The organism is Vreelandella nanhaiensis (assembly GCF_003990185.1).
In the GTDB taxonomy this organism is placed as follows: Bacteria; Pseudomonadota; Gammaproteobacteria; order Pseudomonadales; family Halomonadaceae; genus Vreelandella; species Vreelandella nanhaiensis.
The window spans coordinates 249,961-268,145 of sequence record NZ_RZHF01000006.1; the positions used below are offsets into that span (position 1 = coordinate 249,961).

At 57.0% G+C, this 18,185-nt stretch carries 15 protein-coding genes; 9 read left to right on the forward strand and 6 right to left on the reverse strand.

Going from position 1 to position 18,185, the window contains the following annotated elements:
• Positions 1-3: 3 nt before the first annotated feature.
• Positions 4-993 carry a LysR family transcriptional regulator gene (locus ELY38_RS06470; RefSeq protein WP_127060685.1) on the reverse strand — a complete coding sequence of 330 codons (990 nt, stop codon included), beginning with the start codon at positions 991-993 and terminating at the stop codon, positions 4-6.
• A 451-nt stretch (positions 994-1,444) separates the two neighbouring features.
• Between ELY38_RS06470 and ELY38_RS06475 the strand changes: the two genes are divergently transcribed.
• From ELY38_RS06475 to ELY38_RS06485, 3 genes are read left to right on the forward strand one after another with little or no spacing between them, the layout of a single operon-like run.
• Positions 1,445-2,197 (forward strand): 5-oxoprolinase subunit PxpA, encoded by a 753-nt coding sequence (locus tag ELY38_RS06475; RefSeq protein ID WP_127060686.1) that lies wholly within the window; start codon positions 1,445-1,447, stop codon positions 2,195-2,197.
• On the forward strand, positions 2,194-2,898 hold the full coding sequence (gene pxpB, locus ELY38_RS06480; protein ID WP_127060687.1) for a 5-oxoprolinase subunit PxpB: 705 nt from the start codon (positions 2,194-2,196) through the stop codon (positions 2,896-2,898). Before ELY38_RS06475 ends, pxpB begins: the two co-directional genes overlap by 4 nt.
• Positions 2,895-3,824, forward strand: coding sequence for a 5-oxoprolinase subunit C family protein (locus tag ELY38_RS06485; protein ID WP_127060688.1), 930 nt, complete (start codon positions 2,895-2,897; stop codon positions 3,822-3,824). The genes pxpB and ELY38_RS06485 overlap by 4 nt, the downstream gene beginning before the upstream one ends.
• Positions 3,825-3,894: 70 nt before the next feature.
• On the opposite strand, the gene ELY38_RS06490 is transcribed toward ELY38_RS06485, so the two are convergent.
• From ELY38_RS06490 to ELY38_RS06510, 4 genes are all read right to left on the reverse strand, one after another.
• The gene (locus tag ELY38_RS06490) at positions 3,895-4,926 is read right to left on the reverse strand and encodes a 2,5-dihydroxypyridine 5,6-dioxygenase NicX family protein (protein ID WP_127060689.1); all 1,032 of its coding nucleotides are present in this window, start codon (positions 4,924-4,926) and stop codon (positions 3,895-3,897) included.
• Between the two features lie 124 nt (positions 4,927-5,050).
• Positions 5,051-6,562: a sodium:solute symporter family protein gene (locus tag ELY38_RS06495; protein WP_127060690.1), complete on the reverse strand. Its 1,512-nt coding sequence runs from the start codon at positions 6,560-6,562 to the stop codon at positions 5,051-5,053.
• 202 nt (positions 6,563-6,764) lie between these two features.
• Entirely contained in the window at positions 6,765-9,788 is a 3,024-nt protein-coding gene (locus ELY38_RS06505; RefSeq protein ID WP_127060692.1) for a c-type cytochrome, read from the reverse strand.
• Positions 9,781-10,266 (reverse strand): (2Fe-2S)-binding protein, encoded by a 486-nt coding sequence (locus tag ELY38_RS06510; RefSeq protein WP_127060693.1) that lies wholly within the window; start codon positions 10,264-10,266, stop codon positions 9,781-9,783. The genes ELY38_RS06505 and ELY38_RS06510 overlap by 8 nt, the downstream gene beginning before the upstream one ends.
• A 450-nt stretch (positions 10,267-10,716) precedes the next feature.
• Between ELY38_RS06510 and ELY38_RS06515 the strand changes: the two genes are divergently transcribed.
• The 4 genes from ELY38_RS06515 (at position 10,717) to ELY38_RS06530 (ending at position 14,170) form a co-directional block, all read left to right on the forward strand.
• Positions 10,717-11,883, forward strand: coding sequence for an FAD-dependent monooxygenase (locus ELY38_RS06515; protein WP_127060694.1), 1,167 nt, complete (start codon positions 10,717-10,719; stop codon positions 11,881-11,883).
• A 113-nt stretch (positions 11,884-11,996) separates the two neighbouring features.
• The gene (locus ELY38_RS06520) at positions 11,997-12,713 is read left to right on the forward strand and encodes an alpha/beta fold hydrolase (RefSeq protein WP_281274318.1); all 717 of its coding nucleotides are present in this window, start codon (positions 11,997-11,999) and stop codon (positions 12,711-12,713) included.
• Positions 12,714-12,726: 13 nt separating this feature from the next.
• Positions 12,727-13,488 (forward strand): maleate cis-trans isomerase family protein, encoded by a 762-nt coding sequence (locus ELY38_RS06525; RefSeq protein WP_127060696.1) that lies wholly within the window; start codon positions 12,727-12,729, stop codon positions 13,486-13,488.
• 10 nt (positions 13,489-13,498) lie between these two features.
• A complete protein-coding gene (locus ELY38_RS06530) occupies positions 13,499-14,170 on the forward strand; it encodes an N-carbamoylsarcosine amidohydrolase (RefSeq protein WP_127060697.1) in 672 nt (223 codons plus the stop codon).
• 76 nt (positions 14,171-14,246) lie between these two features.
• On the opposite strand, the gene ELY38_RS06535 is transcribed toward ELY38_RS06530, so the two are convergent.
• Positions 14,247-14,747: a MarR family winged helix-turn-helix transcriptional regulator gene (locus tag ELY38_RS06535; RefSeq protein ID WP_127060698.1), complete on the reverse strand. Its 501-nt coding sequence runs from the start codon at positions 14,745-14,747 to the stop codon at positions 14,247-14,249.
• A 202-nt stretch (positions 14,748-14,949) separates the two neighbouring features.
• On the opposite strand from ELY38_RS06535, the gene ELY38_RS06540 reads away from it, so the two are divergent.
• Both ELY38_RS06540 and ELY38_RS06545 read left to right on the forward strand, forming a co-directional pair.
• Positions 14,950-17,229 (forward strand): xanthine dehydrogenase family protein molybdopterin-binding subunit, encoded by a 2,280-nt coding sequence (locus ELY38_RS06540; RefSeq protein ID WP_127060699.1) that lies wholly within the window; start codon positions 14,950-14,952, stop codon positions 17,227-17,229.
• Positions 17,229-18,182, forward strand: a complete 954-nt coding sequence (locus tag ELY38_RS06545) for an XdhC family protein (RefSeq protein WP_127060700.1) — start codon at positions 17,229-17,231, stop codon at positions 18,180-18,182. Before ELY38_RS06540 ends, ELY38_RS06545 begins: the two co-directional genes overlap by 1 nt.
• Positions 18,183-18,185: the final 3 nt, after the last annotated feature.

The window sequence follows — 18,185 nt, forward strand, 5'->3', positions numbered from 1 at the left end:
TGTTTATATTAGTGGAGTTGATGCGTCTGGGGTGGTAAGAGAGACACTCGGCTGTACCCAGTGCCCGTTGAATAGTGCGCTGGTCATCTCGACACGACGTTCCTGCGCGTAGGCGTTGGCCGTTTTTTGGGCTAAACGGCCAACGCCTCTACAAAAGCGGGGATGATTGGCGCGACGCCATATCACATCATAGTTCATCGCGGGTAGCGGCACCGGCAGCGCCAGACGTAAAAGCTCGCCACGCCGCCACTCATCAAGCACCGTGGCCACCGGCAACGCACCGATACCCAAGCCTTCCATCGTCATGCGTACAATTGTCATCAAGGTGCTAACGCTATGGATACGCGGGCTGGTAACGCCCTGCTCGGCCAGATACTGAACCAGCTCTTCGTAAGGCCGAGCCAGTTTTCCAAACGAAATAAACGGCAGCTTTTTGCACCAGGCTTCAGTGTTTTCACTGAGCATCTCTGCATGGCGTGGAGATACGAACATACCCATTTCGTAAGGGCTTAACGCTTCGTATTCGATCTGCTTGGGCGGCAGGTAGCCATTCATGGCCAGTAAGATATCCAGCTCGTTACTCATCAGCCGCTCGTTGAGCGCCGGCGAGTAATCCACCGTAAGCTCGATGGTTAAACGCGGATAACGTTCGGTAAGCTGGCGCATGAATTCAGGAAACCAGCTGTGGGCAATGGTTTCGATCGTGCCTAGCCTGAGAGGTGCCGAGTACTCTTCTTCACTGTCGAAGAGTTTCATGGCTTCATCGCGTTGGCTGAGCATGCGCTCGGCATGCAGGAAAAATTCTCGCCCACGCATCGTGGGCTGCACCGGGCGAGCCGAGCGCTCCAGCAGCAGTTCGCCTACCGTCGCTTCTAAGCGCGAAATGCGTTCTGAGACCGATGGTTGAGTCAAATGCAGACGTACGGCCGCCTTGCGAAAGGACCCCAATTTGACGGCCCAGACAAACGCTTCAAGTTCTTTGAAATCGAGCATAATGTTGCCTAATCCACGCGTGCAATGACCAAAAGATATCGGCGCTATCTATTGATGAGCGTCGACTCACAGAGCAGCTGTTTGGCCCACAGAGCGAGTTATCACTGCAATGTAATTTCAAGTCCAACGGAGGTAGTAAAGCGCCTCGTTGGTGGTGCGTGGCTGGCAAGCGCATGATTCACCCCGGAAAACGCTTTTTGTTGACCCATTATTGTGAGTAGCTTGAGTCATGTGCGCGTTTCTCTTTATCTTTTATTGAGTGCTTTTATTTAGTTGATAATAGCATTACTCCCTATCGTCAACTATTTTTCTAAGAAATAACAATACGATAGAAGTTACCGATATTAAGTATCGTGAAAAACGATTGGTAAGTGAAAGCGCCTCTCCCTTATATTAGTTTGAATTTAATAACGCATCCCAAATAACACCTGTAATAATAATTGGAGTCGTTATGGCTATCCCTCTACTCAACTGCGACATGGGCGAAAGCTTCGGTAACTGGACACTTGGCCTTGATGCTGAGGTCATGCCTTACGTTGACTGTGCCAATATCGCCTGTGGCTATCACGCCTCCGACCCCCACGTCATGCGCCATACTGTTGCACTAGCGGCCAAGCACGGCGTGCGCATTGGTGCTCATCCAGGCTATCCCGATTTAATGGGTTTTGGTCGGCGCTCCATGGCCTGCTCGGCGGCTGAAGTCGAAGACATGATCCTTTATCAGGCGGGGGCGCTTGCGGGCATTTGCCGCGCGGAAGGCGCCGAACTTGCCTATATCAAGCCGCACGGGGCCATGTATAACGATATGGCTGCCAACCTCGAGCTGCTGGAAGGCGCGATGCGCGCTGTGCGTGCGTTTGACACCAGCCTCCCGCTGATGGTGATGGCTACCGCTGATCCCGAGCCGCATCGCGAACTGGCCGCCAGAATGGGCATCACGCTCTGGTTTGAGACCTTTGCCGACCGCGCTTATGAGGCCAACGGCCATCTGGCATCGCGCCGCTTGGCGGGTGCGGTGCATCACGATCAGGCGACCATCGTGGCCCAGGCCATTGCGCTGGCCAAGGGGGAAGCCCTGACCGCCCGCGACGGCACCGCGCTTCACCTTCCCTGCGACACGCTCTGTGTCCATGGTGACAATCCCGAATCAATCGCGGCCGTACGTGCCATCCGTGATGCCTTCAAAGCGTTGGAGTCCGCGTGAAACTGCGTCTTGAAACCGCTGCCATGGATGCGCTGACAGTACGACTGTTCGATGTCATCGACGAGCGCAACATGGCCTGGATCATGGCGGCCGACACCGCCTTGCGTCACGCTTTCGGCGATGCGCTGATCGACCTTGTCCCCTCTTACACGACGCTGTTGATTCATTATGATTGTCGGGCCATGGCCTTTGTCGAGGCCACGTCCCTCGCCCGCGATGCGCTTAAAGACTTACAGCCTGCCGATACTCAAAACGGCCAGCTGCATGAAATTCCGGTATGGTACGACGAGAGCGTTGGCCCGGAGCTTCCGCAGGTGGCCAAGCGCGCGGGGTTAAGCGTTGAGCAGTTGATCGAGCGTCATTGTGGCCACGACTATTGCGTGTTCGCCCTCGGCTTTGCTCCTGGCTACGGATTTATGGGGCTGGTGGATGAAGACCTAGCCACGCCGCGCTTGAAGACACCACGACGTCGCGTAGCCGCCGGAAGCGTGGGCATCGCCGATCGGCAGACGGCCATCTACCCGCTGCTCTCACCCGGTGGCTGGAATATCCTGGGCCGCACGGCAGTCCCCCTGTTTGAATACGCCCGGCGCGGAGAACCGCTATTCCGCCCCGGTGACAAGGTACGCTTCATGTCCATCTCCAAAGCTGAGTTCGAAGCCGCCGGCGGCGATACTACACCACTGGAGGAGCGCGCATGAGCCAGGGCAGCATCACCGTCAAACAGGCCGGGCCGCTGGCTCTGATTCAGGACGCGGGGCGCTTCGGCGTGGGGCATCTGGGCGTCACCCAAAGCGGCGCTGCCGACTGGATCTCGTTTCGCTGGGCCAACTGGCTGCTGGGCAACCCGATAAATAGCGCGGCGCTGGAAATCGTCATGGGCGGCAACCTGACGTTAGAAGCAGGCAGCGACGTCTGCCTTGCCCTTGCCGGGGCCGATCTCGATGCTCGTATTGACGGCGAACCGCTCGCTCCTAATGCGTGCTTTACCCTCAAAGCCGGGCAGTGCCTGACGTTTCGCCAACCGCGCGCCGGGCTCCGCGCTTATCTGGCATTTCCGGGCGGACTGCAGGCCCCCGAGGTTCTCGGTAGCCGTGCCTGCACCGCGCGGGAAATGATCGGTGGCCTGCATGAAGACGGCAAGCCACTGCAAACCGGTGACCAGCTGAGTTGGCAAGGTGATACGTCATCGCCCCGCCGAATGCCTGACAATGCCGGTTTGCCCATGCCTCAAAAGCGCTGCCATCTTCCGCTGGTGCTGGGCTCCCAGATAGCCCACTTTACCGGGCGTAGCCTTTATCAGGCATTCAACCAACCCTGGACAGTCGACCAACGCGCCGACCGTATGGGCATTCGGCTAACCGGCCAAGCACTTGATAGCAAACTGGAAGGGATGATTTCGGAAGGCATTCCTCTGGGTGCAGTACAAATACCCCCCGATGGCCAACCGATTGTGCTGATGAATGACCGCCAGACAATTGGCGGCTATCCGCGTATCGGCGCACTCACCCCTAGTGCCTGCGCGCTGCTTTCTCAGTGCCTTCCCGGCACCGAAGTCAGGCTACATCCGGTGAGTGCCACCCAGGCCCAGGTTACTCATCGCCGTCAGTTGGCTGTGTGGGAGTGAGCCTTTGAGAAGGGTTCAAGCGCTAAAAGGCACCCATGAGGTGCCTTTTGCATTGAAATGCCGCTAATAGTCAGTTTCGAAGCATCTGTATATCCTTCACAACGATATCGCCCTCAACGACGACAGGCTCATCGTCCAAAAATAGAGAGCAATTGCGCATGGGGATATCCAGATGGCAAGCCGTATCGTTGGGCCCGCCCAATTCATTATTGGGGCCGGTGGAGAACATCACATTGCCATAAAAACTGCGCGGCTCCATGCCCATCCCACCGGGGAACTCACCGGGTACCATGCGGTGCCACTTGGCATCAGGGTTCATGCCCCAGCCAACATGGCTCATGCCCAGGCCACGCTTGTCGTTGAAGCTATCCATGTAGGATTTAACCAGCTCGGCATCCAGACCACCCCGAATATCGGTAATCCAGCCCTTCTTGATAGTGTAGGTGATCGGCTCGCGGACATACATGTTCTGAGGCAACAGGACATCGCCGGGCGCCACGACGATGGTGCCGTCTACACCATCATCATCACCGCCTGTAAACACAAAACCGGACGGCCAATGGTCCCAACGGCCAGGTTCATCGGTACACGCATATTCGGCAACTGTCGGGTAGGTATTCAGCTGGTAAGTAACGTCGGTGCCATGGGCGGAGGTGATGCGCATTACCTTGGCCTTGGCTAGTAGCTCGGCGGCGATCTCGACCTTCTCTCTCAGCTCCTGGGTCGGCAGCATACGCGCCAGCAGTTCAGGCGGTTCCACCGCGGTAAGAATCCGCGTGCCTGCTGCCTGAATGGCCATCTGTTCAGGGGAGAACAACAGGAAAATGCAGTCTATGAGCATGTCGCAGTTCTTGAGCGCCTCCACCGCCTCAGGCATGGCGGCAAGCCCTGTAGAGCCAACGTTCCACCCTCCCATAAGCGGCGGTGACGGCAGGCGCATATGGTACATATTGGCGCCCAAACGTTGCCCGGCGGCCATGAAAGCATCGGCATAATCGAGCCGGTCGTTGCCCTGGGTCAGCACGATGAGTCTTTCATCGGACTGGACGCCAGACATTTTCAACTGGTGAAGACAGATTTCCGTAAAGCTTGCGTGATCCATAACGACTCCTGCATATCGTCAGCATGACGTTGAAGGCGGTAGCCTCTGCCCCGACGCTGGCTGTATTTACCAGCCCAGCATCGAGGCAGACGGTTATCAAGAGATAGCATCGGTAGGAATAGTCCTACACAGCGGCTTTCTGAGATGACGGCGCACTGACCGGAGCGCGCTTCTTACGTCCCAGCTCTTCGGAAATAGCGCTCAGGAAGACATCGGCCGAAGCCTTGTGCGGCTTGGTGGCAAGGCTTACGCCCACAAAAAGGAACGTCGAGACAAAGATGCCCCAAATACCGGCGGGTAAACCCAGCAGGGAGTTACCCGTAGCATACATAACCAGCACGAACACACTGGTACCCACGACGCTTGCCAGCGCACCGGCAGCAGTGCCACGCTTCCAGTAGAAAGCCCCGATAATGGCGGGCACCATGGCGACCAGGCCTGATGAAGCCGCCACTGAAAGTACGGCAATCAAATCCAGCTGCAGCTCAGCGAAGCCTAATGCCAGCAACGCAATAACCGGGACGACGATCTTGCCCATCAGCAGCTGGCGCTTTTCATCCACCCCTGTTTTGGCGTTGGCATAGACATCCCGGGACAGCATGGAGGCCAAGGTCAGCATGATCGAATCGATCGTTGAGACGGCAGCGGCCATGATACCGATCATAACGATGACACCCAGCACCGGCGGGATAAAGTCAGATGCAAGCAGTGCCGGTGTTGCAAGGTCGGCGCGCGCAAGATCGGGAAACGCAGCAAGCGCCGAGAAGCCCCACAGCACGGATACCAGTGTATAAATGAAGCCGAATACCAGAAAACCGATTAGCATCTGACGCATGGAGCGCAAGGAAGACGGCATGAAAAGACGCTGGCTTACCTGCGGATTGGATAGACTGAAGAAGAACCAGGGAATGCTCAAGCCCAGGAAGGTGACCAGGCTAAAAAGCCCCGGCCCCGGCACGCTGAGCGAGGCGGGATGCTCGGTTGCAAGCGTGCCGAACAGGCCGCTAAAGCCACCCAGCCCCTGGATGACCAGAAAGGCCACCAGCGTCGAGGCAACGATCATCATCAAAGCCTGTAACGAGTCGGTCCACATCACTGAACGAATACCGGCAATATAGGAGAAGAAAACCGCTATCACCGTTGCCATTACCACCCCCGTGGTAAACGTGATGGCACCATCGGTCATGCCTTCCAGAAGGTAGCCCACCCCAGCGAGCTGAACGGCAGAGTAAGGGATCAGAAAGATACAGCTGGCAATCGAGACAGCCATCGCCACATGCTTGCTGTTATAGCGATGTCCCAACATTTCACTGGGAGTGACGAAGCCAAACTTTTTGCCGACCGCCCAAAAACGCGGGCCAAAAACGGCCACCAGCGAAACACCAGCAAAATAGATGATCTCAAAACCCAGCGCGCCGACGCCGCCGGCATAGGTTAAACCCGCCAAGCCCACCATCATGAAAGCGCTATAGGTTGTCGCGCTGTAGCTCAGCGCCGACACAAAACCATTCATCTGCCGGTTGCCAAGGAAGTAGCCCGACATACTTTCCGCTGGCCCCTGACGGGAGAGGAAGGCAATACCGACCGCGATCAGCAGATAGATGGCAATTGACCACCAGATCATTGACTCAGTCATGGTCGTGCTCCTCGAAATCCTTAGTAATGAAGATGTTAAGTGCAATAACCACAAGCCCCGCACAGGTCCAGAAGAGGAAACTGCCGTACCAGGCCGCGACATTCGTTAGTAGGGTGTAGGGCACAAGACAGCTCAAAAGAACCACTATCCAGACTGTCCATATCCACTTGCTGCGTTTCATGATCCACCTCGTTTTGTAGTGTCAGAGAGAAGAGGGCGTATTGTTGTGATGAGGCTGGCGTATTGCGGCAACGCGTTGTTCAAGTTGTTGCCAGGGAGGTGCCTCGGGCGCGAAGCGTGCCCGTAGATAGGTTGCCAGGGTAGCGACTTGCGTGTCGCTGAAGCTGTCGGCAAACCCCGGCATGTTACCTACACCAGGGACGGTGTCAGCATGCACACCGCCTAAAATCGATTGAATAACGTTATCGGGACGATCGCTGTGCAGATTGGTATTCAGCGCAAGCGACGTTCGGGCTCGGGTAAACGATGGCAAGCCATTATCCAAGTGACAGGCTGCGCAGGCACCTTCAAATAAACGCTCCCCTTCCTCCATGCCGCTGGGACTAACCGCCGCTGCGGCCAAGCGGCGCTGGGCTTCGGCTTGCTGTGTCTCACTGTCTCCAGACGGCGCTTCCATCTGCTGCGCTACATAATGGGCAATGGCGCGAACGTCATACTCGGGCAGTTCGCTCAACCCGGCAACCACGGGTGCCATAGGCCCCGAAGCCACGCCATGCAATGCCGATTCGCCGTGGCGTAAATAGTCGTATAGCGAGCTCTCGCTCCAGCCAACGGGTGATCGCGAAAGCGTGTTCAAGGCAGGCGCTTCCCATCCATCCACTACGGCACCGGCAAAGTAGTACTTGCCGCCCTTTTCCGCACCCATCGCATTGCGCGGACTATGGCAGGCACTGCAATGCCCGAGCCCTTCAGCGAGATAAGCGCCGCGATTGTAGAGTTCGCTTTGCGCAGGGTCCGGCTGAAAAGGTTTTGGATCGTGATAAAGCGCATTCCAGGGCGCCATGAGCGCACGCACATTGAAAGGAAACGATAGATCATTTTTGGGCACTGGCGCCGATACAGCAGGCTGGGCCATCAGGTAAGCATAAAGCGCCTGAAGGTCGGCATCGCTGGTCTTGGCAAATGCCGTGTAGGGGAATGCAGGATACAGATGACGGCCATCACGGCTGATCCCGTGGCGCATCGCGCGTTCGAACGCAGCGTACGACCACCGGCCAATTCCCGTCGCCTCATCAGGCGTAATGTTCGTGCTATAAAGCGTGCCGAACGGCGTATCAAAAGCGTGACCGCCGGTATTTACCGCGCCACCTTCGACGGTGTGGCAAGCGGCACAATCGCCTGCCGCCGCCACCAGCCGCCCACGTTCGATAGTTTCAGCAGAATAAAGAGTCGCTACCGGTCGGGAGACCGGTGCAACCGCCCCTTTCCAGGGCCAGGCCATGGCCGCACTACCGGCAACCGTCATAAAAGCAGCGGCCGCTAGCCATTTACGACGTGGCGATCTGTCTTTTCGGGATAAAAGCAGGCTATCGCGGCCTGTGGATGCATCCATACCCTGCTCTTGCAGCGCCTGCCGCACCCGGCTAGCCGTGAAAGGCGGCTGTCGAAAACGTATACCTGTGGCATCGAACAACGCATTGGCGATGACGGCGACACCCGGCGAAAACTCGGTATCCTCCAGAGTAGCTGGCAATGTAGAAGAAGTTTCATTTGACGTCATCGCCTGCCTTTCAAACAAAGGCTGGCGCCTCGCCAATGGCGTATTTTGCTTATCCTTCAGGCGGCCATCGCCCCACTCATCGAAAGCCGGCTCACTTCCCAGCAGTGGGCTCGCTTCACCTAATACACGCGCTTGAAGCGTGTGTTGCAAATGCGTTGTATCAACTTCGATGCCCGAATCCTGACCTACGACCAGACGCGTCAACTGCACAGTTCCCGTGACCCGGTTGACCTCGACGTCGGCAATCCAGGCAGAGCGTACGCCACTGTCCAGACGCTGTTGACGGTCGGGTAGCTGTGCATAGGCCAAACCACGCCCCTGTAACAGGTCACTCGACGCTGCTCGAGAAGGAGTATTTGTCTGCCAGTCAGCTCGCTTGGCAACCGATTCAATAAGCTCGCGACCTCGCGCATCGCCAAGATAACGCAGGCGTAACGCTAGCGGGTTCTGGCCGCGTGCATGAGCGACTTCATCGAGAAATGATTCACGAGCGAACGTTTGCTGAATACCCAGCAGGGTATCGCTCAACGGCTGCCCCGAGGGGGCCCCGGTATGCGCCGATAGATACGCGTTTTGGAAGGTATACGGAGAATACAGCGGCTTTTCAGTATCCTCTAAAACGCTCTGCACGGGCGCTCGCCCGCTCAGAAACAGCCCAACGGCCGTTACCTCGCCACTGGCATGCGCCTGCCGGTAGCGATAACGCTCAATGTGATTCTCTTCATCAAAGGCGGCACTTAATGATAGGCGTTGCGCTTGCCCGAGCGCCTTAACATCAACGCTGTATTGCGCATCCAGCCATACAGCGACCGGATGGCCCAGCGCGCGCGCCATCAGGGCAGCATCCACGGCGGCATCGTCACCACAATGGCGGCCAAGCCCAGATGCCATGCGCCGTTCTGCTCCCTCGCTGGTATAAAGCGCTATTTGCTCCATTTCCAATGTCGTTAGGGCACTCAAATCCTGGCGCAGCGCTTCCGGCGTTGTGGTTTGTGTCCAAACCTCAAGGCGGTCGTTTCGATACTCGGCAACCACCCAGCCTTCGGCTTCCCCCCAGCGCATGCGGCTGGGCCAGCCGTAGTCGCGTTCATATCTGTCAGTGTGGCTACCTTCGACATCGGCTACGCCAGTTTTTTTGTTTGCTGGGGTCTTGCGGCTTTCTTCGTTTGTGCGTGTTTGCTGTGCTGGCGTAGCCGATAGCGGGTCGTGTGGCTGCCAGCTTAGGATCAGGCGCTTAGCGGCATCACGCGCGTTTTCAATACTGTTTGCCACGACCCCAACAAAATTGCCCTCAACTACAGCCTTTGCTTCATATGGTAATGCCTTCAGTGCCGACGTATCGATGTGCGCCAGCCGATCACACGTAAAATGTTCGCCGCTCCAGCGGTAGTGAGGCGGACGCACCACAACACCGTAGCGCACGTTCTCGAAACCGGTGGACAAGGCAGTCTGATAGGGCTGCACCGTAGAATGGGACTCAGTCATCAATGCCTCCCAACGCCGCAGCGTTGAGGGCGACAGCGCGATGGGCGGCATCCAGGATTTCCAGGTGCGTGCCACAACGACAAAGATGATGCTCCAGCGCCGCCCCTATCTGTCCAGAAGAGGGGGCGGAGGTGTGATTCAACAACGAACGGATGCTGATAATCATGCCATTCAGGCAATAGCCACATTGTGCTGCCTGCGCATCGATAAACGCCTGTTGGACGGGGTCCAGGCGGTCCTTATCGGCCAGCCCATCCAGCGTCGTCACTTCACGTCCAACCACCGAGGCGACTGTCAGCACGCAGGCTCTGGCAGCCATGCCATCCACCAGCACACTGCACGCACCGCATTCGCCCAGCCCGCAGCCATACTTCGGGCCGTTCAGCGCCAGGTCATTACGCAGTGCGTTGAGCAGAGGTGTTGTGGGCGGAATGGCCAGCTCAACGTTCTGTCCATTCACTTTTAGCTTCAGCGTCATAGGGAATTATCATCGTTATTGTTAAAGCAAATATTTTTAGAGTTTTTTATTAATCGGCAGTACTAAGGTAATTGTTAATTATTTTTAACCATATTTGATCTACCGGGGTCGCTCCACCTCTGATGCACCTGCCCGGTGCAGCCTGGCCCAACCCGCTTAAAAATAGTGCATACATTACAAATACACGACTATAAAACATATACCACTCTACTCTAACATCTCGCAAGTTTTTTATAAAAATAGCCGAAGAACATATAAATACCTATATCTTATAGAAGGTTACATAAAATCAAATAAAGATTAAAATTATCTTATGATTTCGGTTTATTTTTCCTTGACCAGAAAATAAATGGTGTATACGTTGTTTTATAACGTTTCAAATACCCTTCCAAAGGTTTGGCTATTGCCTCCCCTGTGCGTTATGCCAATAAAAACGAGGAAAATAACGTTATGAATAACAAACCCATCATCGCCGTGATTGGCGCAGGCCTTGGCGGCGCCGCTGCTGGCGCCTTGCTCCAGCAGGCCGGTTATCCCACCAAGGTGTACGAACAGGCCCCGGCATTTTCCCGCCTGGGCGCTGGCATCCACTTGGGTCCCAACGTGATGAAGGTAATGCGCCGCATCGGTATCGAGGACAAGCTCAATACTATGGGTTCGCACCCCGATCACTGGTTCAGCCGCAACGGTCTGACCGGCGAATACCAGTCACGCATTCCTCTTGGCGACTTTGCCCGCGAGCATTACGGAGCGGCATACATCACCGTTCACCGTGGCGACCTGCACGAGCTGATGGTCAGTACGCTCGACCAGGAAAATCTTTTTTTCGACAAGCGCCTAGTGGATGTCGACGACCAGGGCGGCAAAGTGCGCATGACCTTTGCCGACGGCACCACCGAGGAAGCGGACCTTGTAATCGGCGCCGATGGCGTCAACTCGCAAATTCGCGAAAAACTGCTGGGGTCCGAAGCGCCAATTTACAGCGGCTGGGTCGCGCACCGGGCGATCATTTCCGCCGAGAAGCTCAAAGCCTACGATCTAGATTTTGAGGCCTGCGTGAAATGGTGGTCGGAAGATCGCCACATGATGGTTTACTTCGTCACCGGCGACGAGAAGGAGTACTACTACGTCACCGGCGTACCAGAGCCCGAGTGGAATCACGGCACGTCCTTCGTTGACAGCTCCCAGGAGGAGATGCGTGAAGCCTTCAAGGGCTACCATCCCACCGTACAGGCATTGATTGATTGCACCGAGACGGTAACCAAGTGGCCGCTTCTGGAGCGCAACCCCTTGCCGCTGTGGCACGACAACCGCCTGGTACTGCTGGGCGATGCCTGCCACCCGATGAAGCCCCACATGGCTCAAGGGGCCGCCATGGCTATCGAGGACGCCGCCATGCTGGTGCGCTGCCTGGAAGAGGTCGGCGCTAACCACTACCGAGAAGCCTTTGAGCTCTACCGCACCAACCGCTTTGAGCGGGCCTCCCGCGTGCAGAAGGTCTCCCACGACAACACCTGGCTGCGCCAGGATGAGGACCCCGCCTGGGTCTTCGGCTACGACGTGTTCGAGACGCCGCTGAAGGCGCCTGAAGCCGTTAGCGAGGAGAGTCCCGCATGACCGATACGACCTTTACCAGTACGTACCGCTACGGCGCCAACGTCCACGCCAATAACATCCGCCAGCACTACCTGCGCTTTGGCGGCGAGGCGGCCTCCACCGGACAGCCGCTGGTGCTGATTCCGGGCATCACAAGCCCCGCCGTCACTTGGGCATTCGTCGCCGAGCGCCTCGGGCAACACTTTGACACGTACGTGCTGGACGTTCGCGGGCGCGGACTCTCCTCCACGGGGCCTGAGCTTGACTACGATATCGACACCTGCGCCGATGATGTCACCGCCTTTATCGAGGCGCTGGGGCTTGAAAACGTAATCCTCGCTGGCCACTCCATGGGGGCACGCTTTGCCCTGCGCGCCATGACCCGTGGCGCACGCGGCATCGACAAACTGGTGCTGATCGATCCGCCTGTCTCCGGCCCCGGCCGCCGGGAGTATCCCAGCAAGCTGCCCTGGTACGTGGATTCCATCCGCGACTGCGCCCAGGGTGCCGACCTCGACACCATGCGCACCTACTGCCCCACCTGGAGCGAAGAGCAGCTGCGCCTGCGCGCCGAGTGGCTGCACACCTGCTATACACCAGCCATCGTGCAGGCGTTTGAAGAGTTCCACAGTGTGGATATCCACCAGGATCTTCCTGCCATTGAGGTACCGACGCTTCTAATCTGCGCCGGCAAGGGAGGCGTCATCCAGGAAGAGGATCGCGAAGAGATCCAAACCCTGCTGCCATCGATTCGTATCACTACCGCCACGAATGCGGGCCACATGATTCCCTGGGATGACTTCGAAGGCTTCTTCACCGCCTTTGAAGACTTCCTCGGCACCCCACTTTGAGAGACCGATTGCCATGACGCTTAAAACCAAGACCTACCGCATCGGCCAGATCGTGCCGAGCTCCAATATCACCATGGAGACGGAAATTCCCGCCATGCTCACCGCACGGCAATTGATACGCCCCGAGCGCTTCACTTTTCACTCCAGCCGCATGCGTATGAAAACCGTGAGCAAAGATGAGCTGGCCGCCATGGATGGGGAATCCGACCGCTGCGCGCTGGAACTTTCCGACGCTGCCGTGGACGTCATGGGGTACGCCTGCCTAGTGGCCATCATGTCTATGGGCCCGGGCTATCACCGTGAGTCCCAGAAGCGCCTACGCAGCCGCACTGAAGAAAATGGCTGCGATACGCCGGTCGTCACCAGCGCCGGCGCCCTGGTAGATGCCCTACACGTAATGAAAGCCAAACGCGTAGTCGTGGTAGCTCCCTATATGAAGCCGCTGACTGAAATGGTGGTGGATTACATTCGTCAGGAAAACATCGAGGTGGTCGACTACCGGGCGCTGGAAATTCCCAACAACCTGGACGTGGCGCGTCATGACCCGGCCAAGCTGCCCGAAATCGTCGCCAGTCTAGACTTGAGCGATATCGATGCCATCGTGCTTTCGGCCTGCGTACAGATGCCCTCACTACCGGCCGTCGCCAAGGTCGAGGCGCTGACCGGCAAGCCGGTGGTGACCGCCGCCATCGCCACTACTTACGCCATGCTCAAAGCACTGGACCTGGAACCGGTGGTGCCCGGCGCTGGCGCCCTGCTCTCCGGCGCTTACTAGGAGCTTACCCATGGCGACTCATGATGCGACTCAAGACAGCTCGGCCCAGGAGAACTCGGCCCAGGAGAACTATCGGGGCGTCTGGGATGGGCGCATCGGCTTCGGGCGCAAGGCGGCGCTTTTGGTGGTGGACTTCATGCAGGGCTACGTGTTGAAGGAGTCGCCGCTCTACGCTCCAGGCGTTGTGGAGGCTGTGGCCAATATGCCACCACTTCTCGATGCTGCCCGCCAGAGCGGGACCCCGGTTATCCACACCAATATCCTCTACCACGCGCCGGATCAAATCGATGGCGGCATCTGGGTGAAGAAATCGCCGGTCATGCGCGCCATGGTGCCAGGCAACCCCTTCGCCGAGTTCTGCACTGAAGTGGTGCCGAGTTCAACGGAGCCGGTCATTACCAAACAGTACGCGAGCGCCTTCTTTGGCACCTCGCTTACCGCCATGCTGGTGGCGATGGGCGTAGACACGATCATCGTCACCGGCTGCTCGACCAGCGGCTGCATTCGTGCCACCGCCGTCGACGGCCTACAGCACGGCTTTCGCGTGATGGTGGTGCGCGACTGCGTGGGCGACCGCCATTCTGATCCGCACGAGGCGAATTTGTTCGATATCGACAGCAAGTACGGCGATGTCATCGACCGCCAGGCAGCGATTGATCATTTGCTGAACCATAGCTCTTAAGTACACAAGCAGGAAGAGCAACTAAGAGCCCCTTTTGCAAATCAAAGGGGCTTTTTGTATCAGGCCATCATATATTTCAGTTATTCACTGTTGGTGAACCAGGGTCTGCATTCATTTTCTCCAGCAGGTGCATCAGCGCGACGCGCTCAGCGGGGTTGAGGTTTTGCATGGTGGCATCACTGATCTTTTGGGCGTTGGGCACCATTGCCTCAACGATGGCGGCCCCGGCTTCGGTAATCACCACCATCACCTTGCGTTGATCATTGGGGTCAGTGGTCAGCGTGACCCATTCGCGGGCTTTGAGACGCTTGATCACACCTCGAACAGTGGCCGGATCAATAGCCGTGGCGTTAACGATGTCGGTCAAGGAGCTGGACCCTCGCTCCATCACAGTGCACAAGGTGACAAACTGAATGGCCGTTAGCTGCTTATCGCAGACGTGGCGCTGGAAAATGGCGATATGGCGCTGATAGGCCTTACGTAGCAAATGGCCGACCTGTTCTGAAAAATCGTACCCCTGCTCAGACGGCGTAGGGTGCTCATTCTTTTGGACGTCGTGGGAACGGTCCGATGTCATTCAAACTCCTTGCTGATGCGCAGTGATGTCATTCAAGTATGGCAGTGGAAAAAAGTTATGGAGAGCTTTACGTATAACGCGAGAATTACCGCTTGTTTCTCCGCTAATTTATGGCGTACACATTATAAATTTATATTAAACTCAAGCAACCTCTCGCTATAAATGAACGATCTGAGCATCTAAAAATAACCAAGGAGGCCACATGAGCGGCAAGAAATCCTATAATCGACAAGCCCTTCTACACGATCCTGACCTTCTTATCGTGTATCGGGACCCGATTACGCCTCCCAAGCCTGCGCCGGGACAACCGGGCACACATTCTAATTTTGTGCCTACTGAGCCTGAAATTTTCATTGCTATTCTGAGCACGGGCCAAGTGCTGGCATTCAACGGTCATGTGGATCTCGGCACTGGCATACGCACCGCGCTTACCCAGATCGTGGCTGAAGAGCTTGAGGTAGCGCTTGAATCCGTCACCATGATCCTGGGAGATCCGTTCGAAGTACCCAACCAGGGGCCAACAATTGCTAGCGCCACTATTCAGATTACTGCCGAGCCGCTTCGTCGTGCTGCCGCTCAGGCGCGTGAATATTTACTCTCCAGAGCCGCCCTTCATTTTGGTCTATCTCAACACCAGCTCTATTGTCGTGCAGGTCATATTACCCCGTTAGACGACACGTTACCCGCCATCAGCTATAGCGAACTGCTCGTCGGCGCCCGACATGCCCTGAAGCTTGCCGATGATGTGCCCCTCAAACCTGCCCATCAATACTGCCTGGTGGGCAAGGCAACGCCTCGCGTGGATATTCCCGGCAAGGTAACGGGCGCACTGACGTTCGTGCATGACATTCGCCTGCCGGATATGCTCTACGGCCAAGTAATTCGGCCTCCTTATAGTGGTTATGACCGGGGCGATTTTGTCGGTAATTCACTAATATCCATTGATGAAAGCTCAGTAGCTGGCATGGCAGGGCTGATCAGCGTTGTGACGATTGGCGATTTTGTCGGCGTTGTGGCTGAACGCGAAGAGCAGGCGGCGGCCATCGCCCGTAAACTCAACATCGTTTGGCGCAGGCCCGATACGCTGCCCCCCATGCATAACATTGAACAAGCACTGGATGAACTGCCGGTGCAACAACGCCTACTGCTTGAAGAAGGGCAGGTCGACAATGCCCTTAAAAGTGCTCAATATCGTGTTCGACGCGCTTATGTCTGGCCTTTTCAGCTGCATGGTTCAATTGGGCCGTCGTGCTCGGTTGCTCACTACTGTGACGATCAACTACACGTCTGGTCGGGCACGCAGAACCCTCACAGCTTGCGTGCCGAGCTGTCGCGCCTGATGCTGCTGGATGAAAGCGCCATTACCGTCACGCGTATGGAGGCCTCCGGCTGTTACGGCCGCAACTGTGCCGATGATGTGGGTGCTGATGCTGCTTTGTTATCAAGGGCTGTTGGTCGCCCTGTGCGCGTCCAGCTCACCCGCGAGCAGGAGCACCTCTGGGAACCCAAGGGAGCTGCCCAGCGGATGGATGTTGAAGCCGGTATCGATGCCGAAGGTAACCTGTCAGGCTGCCGTTTTGTTGCTCGCTACCCTTCCAACAATGCACCTACCCTGGCGCTTTTGCTGACAGGCGTGCAGCAACCCAGCGACGTACCTTTCCAGATGGGGGACCGCACGTCAGTTCCGCCTTATCGCTACCCACATCGGCGCATTGCCTGTGACGATGTGCCCACGCTCGTGCGCGCTTCATGGCTACGTGGCGTTTCCGCCATGCCGAACGCTTTTGCGCATGAAAGTGTCATCGACGAGCTGGCTTACTTGGCCGAGGAAGACCCCGTTGCCTTCCGAATTCGGCACTTGACCGACACGCGTGCCATAGAACTCGTCAAGGCTTTGGCCACACGCGCTCATTGGCAGACTCGAACAGCATACTCTCCCCCTCGTATCGAAGCCGGCTGGCATTACGGGCGGGGCTTTGCCTACGCGCAGTATGTGCATAGCAAATTCCCCGGGTTCGGCGCCGCGCTGGCGGCCTGGGTCGTCGAACTCAAAGTGCATCCCACCAGTGGCCGGATCATTATCGAGCGTCTATATGTGGGTCAGGATGCCGGACTCATGATCAACCCCGACGGCGTACGCCACCAAGTGCATGGTAACGTCATCCAGACGCTTAGCCGAACCCTGAAAGAACGGGTGACCTTCGAAAAGGGCTTACCCATGAATCGTGAGTGGGGCAGCTACCCCATCCTGCGCTTTTCGGAGCTTCCAGATATTCAGCTTCTAATGCTGGACCGAACGGACCAGCCGTCGCTAGGTGTTGGCGAATCCACGTCGCTCCCCGGCGCTCCGGCCATTGCCAATGCGCTGTTCGATGCGACAGGCGTGCGCTTTACACACCCTCCGTTTACCGCCGAAACCGTGCGTCGGCAGCTTGGGCAAGGCGATATACCCACAAAAAAACGCGCAGAGGTGACGCTGTAATGCAGCACCTTGATCTTCAGGTTATCGAGCGGGCCCTTCAGTGGGCTAACCAGGGCCATGTGGTCTGGCTGTGTACGGTACTGACGACCTTTGGCTCGTCACCCAGGGAACCCGGAGCCGTCATGGCTGCGTGCTCAAAGGAGCAGTTCATCGGTTCGCTATCAGGCGGGTGCATTGAAGAGAACTTTCTGGAACGCCTGGAAAAGGAGATTCATTCAGCCTCACCGGTTCAACTGATTCACTACGGTGGAGAAGATGATGACACCGTTCGCTTGCCCTGTGGCGGGCGTCTTAGTGTGCTGGTGGAACGGCTTGAACCCAGCGCCGACACATTGATCCATCTTGAAGTCGTGCATGCCACACTGATGGGACGCCGGCCATTGATACGTCATGTGTTACTGGACGGCTCGCGCAAGCGTTTCATCGTGCCCGAAGGGCCGGGGCCTGCCGTCACGTGCGATGAGCATGCCGCCTATCTTCGTATTGGCCCGTCGTTGCGCCTGATTATCGCAGGCATTTCCACTGTCGCCGTTCCCTGCGCCCAGTTCGCTCAGGCACTGGGGTTTGAAGTTATTGTCTGCGACCCACGCAAGGAGATGCGGCGCGACTTCAATATTCCTGGTGTCGAGGTACAGGCGGTGCTGCCTTCGCTGTTCATAGCCTCAGGAGCCTGCCACGCAGCCACGGCGATTGTCGCCCTTACGCACGACCCGCGTATTGATGATCTGGCGATGATCGAGGCTGTACGCACTGATGCTTTTTATATCGGCGTCATGGGGTCGACGAAAACTTCAGCGCAACGTGCCGAACGCTTACGGCGCTCAGGCGGTTTGACCGATACCGATATTGCACGGATCGTCATGCCGATCGGCCTGAACCTGGGAAGTAAAACACCAGCGGAGATCGCGCTGGCAACCATGGCCGATATCATGCGTACCTATCGAGGAAAGTGACAT

Bases quoted from the DNA above. Each gene is read 5' to 3' on its own strand.
- ELY38_RS06475 (WP_127060686.1), top strand. From the start codon at position 1,445: ATGGCTATCCCTCTACTCAACTGCGACATGGGCGAAAGCTTCGGTAAC.
- ELY38_RS06515 (WP_127060694.1), top strand. From the start codon at position 10,717: ATGAATAACAAACCCATCATCGCCGTGATTGGCGCAGGCCTTGGCGGC.
- ELY38_RS06525 (WP_127060696.1), top strand. From the start codon at position 12,727: ATGACGCTTAAAACCAAGACCTACCGCATCGGCCAGATCGTGCCGAGC.
- ELY38_RS06530 (WP_127060697.1), top strand. From the start codon at position 13,499: ATGGCGACTCATGATGCGACTCAAGACAGCTCGGCCCAGGAGAACTCG.
- ELY38_RS06505 (WP_127060692.1), bottom strand. From the start codon at position 9,788: ATGACTGAGTCCCATTCTACGGTGCAGCCCTATCAGACTGCCTTGTCC.
- ELY38_RS06535 (WP_127060698.1), bottom strand. From the start codon at position 14,747: ATGACATCGGACCGTTCCCACGACGTCCAAAAGAATGAGCACCCTACG.
- ELY38_RS06510 (WP_127060693.1), bottom strand. From the start codon at position 10,266: ATGACGCTGAAGCTAAAAGTGAATGGACAGAACGTTGAGCTGGCCATT.
- ELY38_RS06485 (WP_127060688.1), top strand. From the start codon at position 2,895: ATGAGCCAGGGCAGCATCACCGTCAAACAGGCCGGGCCGCTGGCTCTG.
- ELY38_RS06470 (WP_127060685.1), bottom strand. From the start codon at position 993: ATGCTCGATTTCAAAGAACTTGAAGCGTTTGTCTGGGCCGTCAAATTG.
- ELY38_RS06495 (WP_127060690.1), bottom strand. From the start codon at position 6,562: ATGACTGAGTCAATGATCTGGTGGTCAATTGCCATCTATCTGCTGATC.
- ELY38_RS06540 (WP_127060699.1), top strand. From the start codon at position 14,950: ATGAGCGGCAAGAAATCCTATAATCGACAAGCCCTTCTACACGATCCT.
- ELY38_RS06545 (WP_127060700.1), top strand. From the start codon at position 17,229: ATGCAGCACCTTGATCTTCAGGTTATCGAGCGGGCCCTTCAGTGGGCT.
- ELY38_RS06490 (WP_127060689.1), bottom strand. From the start codon at position 4,926: ATGGATCACGCAAGCTTTACGGAAATCTGTCTTCACCAGTTGAAAATG.